This window comes from Lysinibacillus phoenicis (assembly GCF_047238325.1).
Classification (GTDB): Bacteria; Bacillota; Bacilli; order Bacillales_A; family Planococcaceae; genus Lysinibacillus; species Lysinibacillus irui.
Map to the genome: position 1 here is coordinate 14,394 of NZ_JBDFMP010000002.1, position 11,618 is coordinate 26,011.

Consider the following 11,618-nt stretch of genomic DNA (forward strand, 5'->3'; position numbering starts at 1 on the left):
ACTTTTCTATTGGTATTAGGACAGTCGACCACTGTAGTCCTCGAATTTAAATTCACGAATGACTTTAATACCTTCTTCATCATTATAAGAAACGATAGAAGGGAGGTTGACGCCGTTAAACATATGGTTTTTCACCATTGAATAATGGGCCATATCTGTGAAGACAAGTCGATCACCTGGTTTTAATGGCTCTTCAAACGAATAATCGCCAATCACATCACCAGCAAGACATGTAAGTCCACCTAAGCGATATGTGTGTGCGAATTCATTCGCTTGACCAGAACCAATGATCATTGGGCGGTATGGCATTTCAAGTACGTCAGGCATATGACATGTTGCTGACGTATCTAAAATAGCAAGGTCCATCCCATTTTTTTGAATATCAAGTACTGTAGCGACTAAATAGCCTGTATTAAGCGCTACTGCTTCACCTGGCTCTAGGTAAACAAGCAGGTTATACTTTTCTTGAATATAATTAATGATGTGAACAAGTTTCTCTACATCATAATCTTCACGTGTAATATGGTGGCCACCACCAAAGTTTAACCATTTCATTTGGTGTAAAACATCACCAAACTTTTCTTCTACTACTTCAATAATACGCTCTAACGTATCAGAGTTTTGCTCACACATCGCATGGAAGTGCAAGCCATCAATGCCGTCAAGCTGTGATTTATCGAAGTTAGCTAAAGTCGTACCAAGACGGGAATTTGTATAGCAAGGATCGTAAAGCGCAGTTTCAATTTCAGAGTACTCAGGATTTACTCGAATACCACATTCAATTGTTTTACCTGCAGATTTCACTTTATCCTTGTACTGTGCCCATTGGTTAAATGAGTTAAAAACAATGTGATCCACATATCCTAGAAGCTCGTCCATTTCATGCTCAATATATGCAGGAGCATAAACGTGAACTTCCTTGCCCATTTTTTCATAGCCCAGGCGTGCCTCATGCAGTGAGCTGGCTGTAATACCTGCTAAATATTCCCCAACTAAAGGGAATGTTGAATGCATTGAGAAACCTTTAAGGGCTAGTAAAATTCGGCAGCCTGTACGATCTTGAATTGATTTTAAAAGCTCAAGATTTTTTGTTAATAATCGTTCATCCACTACATAGGAAGGGGATGGAACTTTTGAAAAATCAATTGGTTTCATCGGCTTAATTCCTTTGCATCTAAATCAAGGTCAAGTAATTCTGGGTTATGGCTTTCTTGCCATGGTAGACCCCATTTATTTAGTGCATCCATGAATGGATCTGGATCGAACTCTTCCACGTTCCAAACACCCGGTTTACGCCATTGACCATTCATCACAAGCATTGCACCAATCATAGCTGGTACACCAGTTGTGTAAGAAATCGCTTGTGAACCAACCTCGTTATAGCACTCTTCGTGATCACAAACATTGTAAACATAATACGTTTTTTCTTTGCCATCTTTTAGACCGCGAATGATACATCCGATATTTGTTTTACCTTTTGTACGTGGTCCAAGAGAAGCTGGATCTGGTAATACTGCTTTTAGGAAGTGAATTGGTTGAATCATTTGACCTTCAAATTCGATCGGCTCAATTGATGTCATACCTACGTTTTCTAATACTTTTAAGTGTGTTAAGTATTTTTCAGAGAACGTCATCCAGAAGCGGATTTGTTTTAAACCTTTGATATTTTTCGCTAGTGATTCAAGCTCTTCATGGTATAGAAGGTAAATATCTTTTGGCCCGATTTCTGGTAGGTTATAAACTTCTTTTTTCTCAAGTGGTGCAGTTTCTACCCACTCACCATCTTTCCAGTAACGACCATTCGCTGTAATTTCGCGAATGTTAATTTCTGGGTTGAAGTTTGTTGCGAAATGATAACCATGATCTCCCGCATTTGCATCCACGATATCGATATAGTGGATTTCATCAAATTCATGTTTTTGCGCATGAGCTGTGAAAACGCCTGTAACACCTGGATCGAAACCGCTACCAAGTAATGCAGTTAAGCCAGCTTTTTCAAACTTCTCTTTATAAGCCCATTGCCATTTATATTCAAATTTAGCCGTTTCAGGTGGCTCGTAGTTTGCAGTATCCACATAGTGCACACCTGTCGCTAAGCAAGCATCCATAATCGTTAAGTCCTGATAAGGTAGTGCAACGTTAATAACAACATCAGGTCCGAAAGATTTTATAAGCTCAATAACCTCTTCTGTGTTGTCTGCGTCTACCTGTGCAGTATGAATTTTTGTTTTTCCGCCGTCTAGTTTTTCTTTTAGAGCGTCACATTTTGAAACAGTTCTACTTGCGATACAAATTTCCTCAAATACGTCCGAATTTTGAACACACTTGTGTACCACAACACTGGCAACTCCGCCAGCTCCGATAATCAATGCTTTACCCAATTGTCTACCCCCAAGTTCATAAAAGTATTGTCAAACAAGCTGATTATACAGAAATTTGATATAGTACTCAATCATTGTTTTAAAATTTTCTACAAAAAATTTTGTTTTTCTACAACAATTAGTCGTAATCAGAGGGGAATACCTCGAAAAAGAAGCCAATTGTGAATGAAAAGAACTAAACGAATCAGCCTATTTAGTAAAAAAATGAATTGAAATCAACTCATATCAAAATGTTTCTGTTAGGAGAAGCAGTTCGACTAAATCTCTTTAAAAAATAACTGTAACATCAATAAAAGAATGAAATAGGATTCTTAAAGAGCTAATGCTTTCTAACTTTACATAAAAATATCCCTTTTACACTAAAGGTAGAAAGGGAACGTTTTATAGTAGTAATGGCAAGTCAAGTTAGTTTTATGCATATTATTTCAAATAACGGTTTGGTATTTGTTGCTTCTCCTCTCCCCAAACATAAAAGAAGATCACGAGCAATGTACTTAAAAATCCCATCACTAGAGCATACGTACTGAGGGCTACATGCACTTGACTATGCACGGTATAAATGAAGATAGCTCCTATTGTTAACAAATTTCCCGTAATAAGCGATATAAAATGAAAACGTTTATTCATAGCAAGCCCTCCTATTTGTTGAAGTACTTTGCTTTCAAAATGAAGAAAGTTAACTTCAATTATCGCACAATTCAGAACTTTTATCCAACACTTTAAACTTCTAAGATAAATTAAAGATGCTTTTTTAATACATCTTTTTATAGTATGATGAGAAATAATAGGAAATATTCATAGATTATGACAAGAAAGGGGAGACGATGAATCGTGAAATTACGCAATTCATTAACTTTTCAACTAGGGACGATTATCGCTGGTATTTTAGTTGTTATGCTAGGGATCACTTCGCTCGCCACATACATAACTGCATACAATAAACTATATGATGCTGCTGGTGTAGAGGCCTATGGCTGTGCCAATATTACGACAGGTTTGATCAATCCAGAACAGATAGATAGGGCCATTAGCGGCGATCAAGCTGCACAGCAGCGTATTGGGAAGGATTTAAACTGGACAACGGGCCATAAAGATATTTTCCAAACACAATATATATTAGCCCTTGATGGTACATTAATAGCCCTTGATGATCAATTAGCTGAGAAAGGCTTTGCACCTGGCGATTCATTTTATGTAGACAAAGAAGCGCTTGAAAATTTGCTTTCACATCAACACCCGACATACTCACAACCATATACCTTTGCTGGGATGGAGCGTTTATCTGGCTATGCGCCTATTTTTAAAGACCACGACTCTAATAAAGAGATTATTGCCATTAGTGTTATCGATTTTGATGCCAATATCGTCAAGGAGCGAACTTGGGATGTCGTACGGAACGGTATATTAATTAGTATTTTCCCAATGCTTATTGCTTCTATCATTACTGGATTTTTAATCCGTCGAAAAGTAAAACCTATTACTGTCCTTATTCAGCAGGCAAAAGAAATTGCAAATGGTAATTTAGCTGTACCTGAAACAAAGATTAACAGTAAGGATGAAGTGGAGGATTTAGCGAATACATTAAATCGAATGACGGCTAATTTACAAAATATGATTATGACAATGCGTTCTACTTCTAATACTCTAACTAATAATGCAGATGAAACCGCTTCCACTTTGATGAATATGACTAATACAATTCAAGGTGTCGCTAATAATATTGAAGAGGTAACAAGTGCTGTGACTGCAGGGATGCATCATGCGGAAAATGCCACAGATGTTCTTACATCTTTAGCAGAAGATCTTCAAATGATTCAAAACAATGCCAATAAAAGTGCAGAGAATGCTCGACAAACAATGAATTTAGCAACAGAGGGTGAGCGATTAGCAAAGGATATAAGCAATGCTATGGCATTAATTCATAGCGGATCAGGTGAAGTACGTCAGACAGTAGAAAACTTAGTTAGCTCTGCCACCAAAATCCAGACTATTACAACGTCTATCGCTACTATTGCCTCACAAACGAATTTGCTCGCCTTAAATGCTTCAATTGAAGCTGCTAGAGCAGGGGATCATGGGAAGGGCTTTGCCATTGTAGCAGAGGAAGTACGTAAGCTTGCTGAGCAATCCAATCAGGAGGTTTTACAAGTAGAGCAACTTATTGGGGATATTATGCAACATGTACAGCAAGTCATGACATCAACGAATGATAATACGCAATATATCCAAAAAGGAACAGAGACGGTGCGTTTAACAGCACAAGCTTTAGGAAATATTTCAACAGCAGTGGCTACTACAGTGGATGAAATGATTGCTATATCGAATGCCATGACCGCTGAAAATCAAAAATCAGCTCATATTGTTCAAATGATTCAACGATTAACAGAATCGATTCGAGATATTGAGGAAACGATGAATATGATTACTCTCGCAGCACAGCAAACAACTACAAGTATTGATGAGGTTTCACAAGGGTCTAATGAAACAAATCAAATGGCTCATACACTAGAGCAACATGTTAAAGCATTTAAATTAAAAGAATTGTAGAAAGATTAGGACAGGTTATCTTTTTCTTACACTATGAAGATGGTACACTAACTATAAGATTTTTCTTTAGGTGAAGGCGAGGATATGAATAGTGGTTAATCGAATGGATGAGCAAGTTCAACAAATCAATGACTTATTTGTAAGTGGACAAGTAAAAGAGAGTTATCAACTAGCTAAAGATATACTTGCCAATGAAACCATTAAAGATGGGGAGGCTAAACAGCTCATTTTGCAACATGTTGCATTGCTTGAGGCAAATGGTTATGCCAATATACCGGCAACTACTGATGAGAAGGTGAAGCAAAGTGTAGAACGAACAGATGGCTCCTATCCAGAACGAGATGTTCTTGCTGCTTATATAGGTAGTCAAGATAGTGAACAGTTTGGAAAAGTAGTCGATGAATTATTAGCAGGGACCATTGAAGCACAGGCGAATGCTTATTATACAATGGCTGAATATTATGTCCTTGCTAAAGAACATGATAAGGCAACCGTACAATATGCTGAGGCCATCAAGCTACAGCCAAATAAAGCGCTATACTGGGGGGCTTTTGCACAGTTTTTAAATCGACATGAGGGAAGCCCCTATCTGGCGCTGCGCTTAATTGAGGAAGCTATTCTATTAGATGGTATGAATCCTCGTTGGCACTATATTCAAGGGAATATTTTTTTACAACTTATAGCCACAACTAAAAATTTAAGCTATTTACCGGCCTTAGAAGAAGCATGGGAAAAAGCCAAAAAACGTTGCACAGCCAAGCAAGTTACATTGAAAATGGACCTAGCAAAATCAAACGATGTACTGGCTCAATGGAAAAAGCAGATGCTATAAATCTAGAAATATATTTAATATTGATAATTATTTCCTTTAAAGTATATTTATGCTACCATGAATGTATAAACGGACGTATGAAGCTTATCGATGACATGAAAGAAGTGTTTTTTTGAGTTTATATGTAGCGTATGTATTAGTAGGACTTGCCATTGCCATGCCTGTAGGAGCAATTACGGTAGAAATGACAAAGCAAGGACTCAAAAATGGTTTTATACACGGCTGGGCTGTGGGACTTGGTGGCATGACCATTGATATAGTATTAGTTTTTGCCTTGTATATGGGACTAGCTTCTATATTGGCTATGCCGATGGTACAACTACCCATGTGGATTATAGGGGCAGGATTTTTATTCTTGTTAGGGTATGATTCGATCAAGAATGCCGACCATGATATTACGTTGGTAGGAGAAAAAGTCACCAAATCGTTTTTTGCCTCTTATTTTAATGGCCTACTAGTAGCAATTTCACCTAGTAATCTCGTTTTTTGGGTTAATGTATTTGGAGTGGTTTTAGCGAAATCCTATGGACAAGGAGAGCAGACAAGCTTTTTAATCATTGCTGCTGGTGTTCTTAGTGGAATTTTACTCCACGATATCGGTTTACTAACAATTGTCTCGGTGACACGTAAAGCAATGAATCGTAAAATGATTAAAACATTTACCATTGTAGCAGGATTCTTGTTAATTGGCTTTGCTGGTTATTTTATATATGAATTTATACGAGCAATTAAGATTTATATATGAAAAGTGCGATCTAAAAAGATCGCACTTTTTTTATTGCGCAACAACCTCTGTACGCTCATCCATACACATGACTATTTCTTCTGCTACTTGCTGCGCTAACGAAAGTTCAGACGTAAAACCAACACAGGAACAATTCATTTCCCCTAAAATATAGCAATCTTCTCCCGCTTCATTTGTATCTAACATAAAATCAGCAGTCCAAATCAGCGGTAAATCATGATTCCCTAATAAGCTTGTCACTTGAGGGAGCTGTGCTAAAAAGTTTTCTACAAGCTCTGGCCATTCTTCGGGCTGATCATAACGATAGTGAGCACCTGAAAAGAGCGTTGCACTAAAGGCATCCTTCGTTTCAGCAGGTTTCTTATGTACGACATGAACAGGGTGATCTCGTAACATCAATAAACGGATTTCCCCCTCTGTAATACGTGGAAGAAATCGCATATCAATTAACATACCATTGGCACCAGTAATATACTGCTCACAAAACGTCATAAAGTCGCCAAGTTGCCAATATTCAACATGGTTATCTTTCGCTTCTGTACATTTAATTTGAGCATCAAGTGGCACTGCAGTAACGCCCTCGGCCAGTGGGTCCACCAAGTTTACTCGCCAAATTCCTTCACCAGTTGAACCACGGTTTTGCTTTAGAACACGTTCAGTCACGGCTAAGGATATAGGGAATTGTGTTTTGAATGCTTCGATTGTGTAGTAGGCAAATGTATCATCAGGTACTAAATTAGTCGTCGTAAGCTTTGATAACACATCTTTAGAACCGTAGCTAATCATGGCATCTGGATGTGGCATTCCTATAATTCCCGCTTGGCATAGCTCCCGCAACATTTCAAAATACTCTTCTTCATGCTGCAAGTTGCCTGGATTAATGCGGGATACATAGGCTACACCATGCTCTTTTACATACTCAAAAATTGCCTGTTTTTTAGTGACATCAAAGAAAAGAACCTCAGCATCTTGCCCTCGTTGCTTTAATGCATCCACCATGGGCATTGTATCTGGGCGATAGCCGTCTGGTCCTTTATCTGTGCCACCCTCAACCTCGAAAATAATAACTTTTTTATCCATAATAGTACCTCCCTTTGTCTGTTATTATGTTCAGTATAGTTGACAAAAAGGGAGAAAAGATATATGAAATATGTAAAATTTATGTATAAATTCATATTTTGCTATATCTATAATAGGAAGTATTAACTATTACTATTTTGAATTATCTGATTTTAAGATGTTTCGGGCTGTTTCTTTTGAAAAACTGTGAGGTATAAAATCATCAAGAGAATTAATAATGTCCCCAAAAACTGATAGCCTCCAAATGGAATTTTTAACCACCATACACTCGTGACGACAGCAGTTAATGGTTCTAGGCTTCCTAGTAAGCTAGATTCTTTTGGCGATAAATACTGCAAACTAGCAATATAAAACCAAAACGCAAGCATCGTGCCAAACACAATAATAAAAAGGAAATAAATAACGGTAGAAAAGGTCCAAGTTGACATATCAATAGCCCAAGGATGATGGAAAAAACTCATTACTAAACCACCTATGATCATAGACCAGCCAACAACTAATAAAGAGTGAAACTGTTGCAGAAGCGGCACGGCATATAGCGTGTAAAATGCAACTGAAAGTCCTGATAATACACCCCACAACACAGCCAGAAATGGAACTGATAAGGTCGACAAGGAACCGTTTGTTAAGAGCAAAAATGTTCCCACAAGAGTGAATGTGACTGCAATGCCATCTTGTTTTGTTAATGGACTTTGCTTCGTTAAAAAGTAATAAGCCATGATAAACAGAGGTGCTAAATATTGTAGTAATGTTGCCACTGCTGAATTACCAATAGCGATGGACATCATATAGGTATACTGGACAGCAAGCATCCCAAGTAAACTAAATAAAATTTGTCTATATGCATTTTGCTTTGTCCGCCACACAACAAATATGGAGGCATGACGATGAGTAATTTTATAAACAGCAAGTAGTAGTATTCCAGCCATAAGCAACCGACTAGAAACAAGCCAGCCTACCTCTATATTGTCCTGTTGAAACAGTCTCTGCGCTACGGTTCCTCCAATTCCCCAAAAACTTGCTCCTAGAATGACAAGTAATAAACCATATGTACGATTTTTCTTGATGGTTTGACCCATATCCTAACATCTCCTAAACTATCATGATAAAGTGATTATAATGGAATTAAATATGAAAAAATAGCGGTTCAATACTGTGAAAATATCAATATATTGAGGGATGTGAAAATTGTTGCCACACTTAAACATTTCGAAGGATTTACAAGAACTAACATTACATGGCACAAAGGAATTTCCAGTTGCCTTATATGAAACGGTCATGCGATTAGGAAGCATGGATTTCCTACCACTTCATTGGCATAAAGAAATTCAATTTGTTTATATAAAAAGTGGACGTGTCCAATATCGAGTAGGAACAGATGTATTTATATTGGAGGAGGGGGAGGGACTTTTTATCAATGTATCGGGATTACATGAAGCCAAACCATATCAAATTGAGCAAGCTTTGATTTATTGTGTAAATGTGGATGCAAAGTTGATGGGGGGACATGAAGGCAGCATCTTTCACTCTAAATATGTGCAGCCCTATATAACGACTAATCGATTGCCATATGTTAAGTTAACCGGGGAGTTATCAGAAAAAGTAGCGGATATAGCGGATATGATGCGAGAGCAGGCAGCATTCTTTGAGTTTAAGATATGGAGAGAACTCCTCTTCATTTGGGAATCGATGCTAACACAATCCATGCTAACAAAAGAAATCGTGGATTCTAGTATTATCGTACAGCATGAACGAGCAAAAGCTATGCTGGATTTTATTCACGCACATTATCACGAGAAAATAGCATTAGAAGATTTAGCTAGTCATGTTTACTTAAGTCGTGCCGAATGTAGCCGCTTCTTTAAAAAAATAGTGGGGATGACACCATTTAGCTATTTATTACAGTACAGACTTCGCAAAAGCATAGAGCTATTACAGAATGATGAGCAATCCGTTACTGCCGTTGCGATTAATACTGGATTTAGTACGGTCAGTTACTATATTGAGAAATTTAAACAATATACAGGCTACTCGCCACATGTTTATCGCAGAAAGTTTCTAAGTGTGAAAAATAATTGAACTGAAATGGAAAGACGATAAACTTTTTTACTTAAAATATATACAAGATTAACCAATTGAAATAAAGTTTAATTAACAGTAGAAAGGGGGCTTAAGGAAAATGATCGTTTTAAAAAGAAAGCAAAATATATGGCTAGCCTTGTTACTATTAGTGCTAGCTAGCAATTTCACGCTCTATCATAGTGGATTAGGTTCGTCCATTTTACCCCTCAAAACGAACGGTGTAGTGATGGGTTCATTGTTTGACTTTGTTGTGGTCATGCCTGTGTTATATATGCTTTATAAAGGGAAATTCTCCTTAAAGCAGGCTATATTATTGGCCGCTTTTGGCTGTATTGCCGCACGTTTTATCATTCCCATGGAGCATCTTCAGCCATTTGTGGCCGTAACGTGGGCTGGTTTTGCGGTCGAAGGAACGGTTATTCTATTGGAAATTGTCCTTGTAGCAACCCTTGTACGATACTTGCCATCTATTTTAAAGGATGTTCGTGAAAGTTCCTTACCTGATCTCTTTTCATTTTCAAAGGCCGTAGAAAAGCATGCACCAAAGCATCCGGTTATTCAAATGATTTGTGCAGATTTACTAGTGCTTTATTATAGTTTTGCAAGCTGGAGAAGGAAAGAAACTCAAGGTTTAACTTTGCATAAACAGTCAAGCTATATCGCTTTTCAGCTTATGATTATTCATGGTATTGCCATCGAGACAATTGGTATTCACTGGTGGCTACATGAAAAATCCATGATCCTTTCGATTGTACTGCTTATTTTTAATTTGTATTCAGTTATTTTTTTTATAGCGGATATGCAGGCCATTCGTTTAAACCCCGTATACGTCACTGAGGATACTTTATATTTATCTCTTGGTTTAATGAAACGAACAGAAGTCCGCTTTGCTCATATTGCAGAAATGGTTGAAGACAAAGGGCAACTAGAAGGAAAATTATCAAAGGATACGATAGATTTTATTGCCCGTGATTTTGGAGAAGCCTATCCACAATTTATTTTAAAAATGAAAGAACCGGTAGAAGTGACATTTATGTTAGGAATAAAAAAACACTATAACCAAGTAGCGATTAAAGCAGATCAAGTACAGGAATTTAGACAAATGCTAGAAAAAGGAATGTCCAAACACTTCTAGCGTAACAATTCAATAGCCAGCGTTTTGAATAGGTTAATCAAAACGCTGGCCTTTTTATTTAATCAAGATGGGCAATCGCATGAAGAATATCATCGCGGACTGCTTCCCAAAATTGCTGCTGAGCCGCATCACAATACGTATAAAGCTCTTTATGCTGAATATGGTCGTATAGAATAGCAATATTATTTTGATGAAAGTATAGTCGATGATTTAAAGCTTCTCGTTCATCTTCAATACAAAATAGTTTATAAATATCTGCAACACGTTCAAGCTTTGCTAGCTTTTGCGTCATAACCTCATATTGCACTTGATGAAAGCGTCCAACTGCAGACGACATGGATATTTTAGCTCGATGCTCTGCCTGTAATGTACGCAACTCCTCCTGACGAATCGCCACACGGTACCAAAATTCATAACGATGCGGTAACTCTTTTAATTCATAGGTGAGTAAGGATTTCAAAATAACATGTACTTGTTCATATGTATCGATAATCTTCTCTGGTTCTTTAAAAATGCCAAACATACAACCACCCCCATGTAGTTTAATACTACGAGTAATGATTAAAATCCTTTAAAAACATCCTAATAATCAAAAGGTTAATAATTCCTAGGTTCTTGAACTTTTCCAAAGTATGAAATTGTTTTATTGGGTATGACAGTAAACGCTAGATTCTTTCTCTAGAAGGAGGGGGTCTAGTGTTTTTTCTTCATTTAGGACGGAATTTACTGATTTTATTAAGGAAAATAGTAAATTCAGAAAAATAGAGAAATAGCATTTACAAAACAAAAATATTTATGTTAACTTAAATAATGAAG

At 37.2% G+C, this 11,618-nt stretch carries 11 protein-coding genes; 5 read left to right on the plus strand and 6 right to left on the minus strand.

Annotated features, from left to right (window positions below):
- Positions 1–15: 15 nt before the first annotated feature.
- The 3 genes from nspC to ABC382_RS01230 all read right to left on the minus strand — a co-directional run bounded on the left by nspC (position 16) and on the right by ABC382_RS01230 (position 3,008).
- The gene (gene nspC, locus ABC382_RS01220; protein ID WP_274793597.1) at positions 16–1,155 is read right to left on the minus strand and encodes a carboxynorspermidine decarboxylase; all 1,140 of its coding nucleotides are present in this window, start codon (positions 1,153–1,155) and stop codon (positions 16–18) included.
- A complete protein-coding gene (locus tag ABC382_RS01225; RefSeq protein ID WP_274793596.1) occupies positions 1,152–2,381 on the minus strand; it encodes a saccharopine dehydrogenase family protein in 1,230 nt (409 codons plus the stop codon). The genes nspC and ABC382_RS01225 overlap by 4 nt, the downstream gene beginning before the upstream one ends.
- Before the next feature lie 420 nt (positions 2,382–2,801).
- Entirely contained in the window at positions 2,802–3,008 is a 207-nt protein-coding gene (locus ABC382_RS01230) for a hypothetical protein (protein WP_274793595.1), read from the minus strand.
- 204 nt (positions 3,009–3,212) lie between these two features.
- Between ABC382_RS01230 and ABC382_RS01235 the strand changes: the two genes are divergently transcribed.
- The 3 genes from ABC382_RS01235 to ABC382_RS01245 all read left to right on the plus strand — a co-directional run bounded on the left by ABC382_RS01235 (position 3,213) and on the right by ABC382_RS01245 (position 6,505).
- Positions 3,213–4,928 (plus strand): methyl-accepting chemotaxis protein, encoded by a 1,716-nt coding sequence (locus ABC382_RS01235; protein WP_274793594.1) that lies wholly within the window; start codon positions 3,213–3,215, stop codon positions 4,926–4,928.
- 91 nt (positions 4,929–5,019) lie between these two features.
- Positions 5,020–5,760: a tetratricopeptide repeat protein gene (locus tag ABC382_RS01240; protein ID WP_412926520.1), complete on the plus strand. Its 741-nt coding sequence runs from the start codon at positions 5,020–5,022 to the stop codon at positions 5,758–5,760.
- Positions 5,761–5,872: 112 nt separating this feature from the next.
- The gene (locus ABC382_RS01245; RefSeq protein ID WP_412926521.1) at positions 5,873–6,505 is read left to right on the plus strand and encodes a LysE family transporter; all 633 of its coding nucleotides are present in this window, start codon (positions 5,873–5,875) and stop codon (positions 6,503–6,505) included.
- Positions 6,506–6,535: 30 nt separating this feature from the next.
- Here ABC382_RS01245 and ABC382_RS01250 read toward each other — a convergent pair whose 3' ends face one another.
- Positions 6,536–7,585 (minus strand): Cj0069 family protein, encoded by a 1,050-nt coding sequence (locus ABC382_RS01250; RefSeq protein WP_274793591.1) that lies wholly within the window; start codon positions 7,583–7,585, stop codon positions 6,536–6,538.
- A gap of 152 nt (positions 7,586–7,737) precedes the next feature.
- Positions 7,738–8,664 carry an EamA family transporter gene (locus ABC382_RS01255; RefSeq protein WP_412926522.1) on the minus strand — a complete coding sequence of 309 codons (927 nt, stop codon included), beginning with the start codon at positions 8,662–8,664 and terminating at the stop codon, positions 7,738–7,740.
- 112 nt (positions 8,665–8,776) lie between these two features.
- Between ABC382_RS01255 and ABC382_RS01260 the strand changes: the two genes are divergently transcribed.
- Positions 8,777–9,664: an AraC family transcriptional regulator gene (locus tag ABC382_RS01260; RefSeq protein WP_312507458.1), complete on the plus strand. Its 888-nt coding sequence runs from the start codon at positions 8,777–8,779 to the stop codon at positions 9,662–9,664.
- A gap of 100 nt (positions 9,665–9,764) precedes the next feature.
- Positions 9,765–10,802 carry a beta-carotene 15,15'-monooxygenase gene (locus ABC382_RS01265; protein WP_412926523.1) on the plus strand — a complete coding sequence of 346 codons (1,038 nt, stop codon included), beginning with the start codon at positions 9,765–9,767 and terminating at the stop codon, positions 10,800–10,802.
- A gap of 58 nt (positions 10,803–10,860) precedes the next feature.
- Here ABC382_RS01265 and ABC382_RS01270 read toward each other — a convergent pair whose 3' ends face one another.
- Entirely contained in the window at positions 10,861–11,325 is a 465-nt protein-coding gene (locus ABC382_RS01270) for a hypothetical protein (RefSeq protein WP_274793587.1), read from the minus strand.
- Positions 11,326–11,618 lie beyond the last annotated feature (293 nt).

What these genes read in the sequence shown, in the direction of transcription:
- nspC (WP_274793597.1), bottom strand. Translation starts at nt 1,155, where the DNA reads ATGAAACCAATTGATTTTTCAAAAGTTCCATCCCCTTCCTATGTAGTG.
- ABC382_RS01230 (WP_274793595.1), bottom strand. Translation starts at nt 3,008, where the DNA reads ATGAATAAACGTTTTCATTTTATATCGCTTATTACGGGAAATTTGTTA.
- ABC382_RS01250 (WP_274793591.1), bottom strand. Translation starts at nt 7,585, where the DNA reads ATGGATAAAAAAGTTATTATTTTCGAGGTTGAGGGTGGCACAGATAAA.
- ABC382_RS01255 (WP_412926522.1), bottom strand. Translation starts at nt 8,664, where the DNA reads ATGGGTCAAACCATCAAGAAAAATCGTACATATGGTTTATTACTTGTC.
- ABC382_RS01265 (WP_412926523.1), top strand. Translation starts at nt 9,765, where the DNA reads ATGATCGTTTTAAAAAGAAAGCAAAATATATGGCTAGCCTTGTTACTA.
- ABC382_RS01270 (WP_274793587.1), bottom strand. Translation starts at nt 11,325, where the DNA reads ATGTTTGGCATTTTTAAAGAACCAGAGAAGATTATCGATACATATGAA.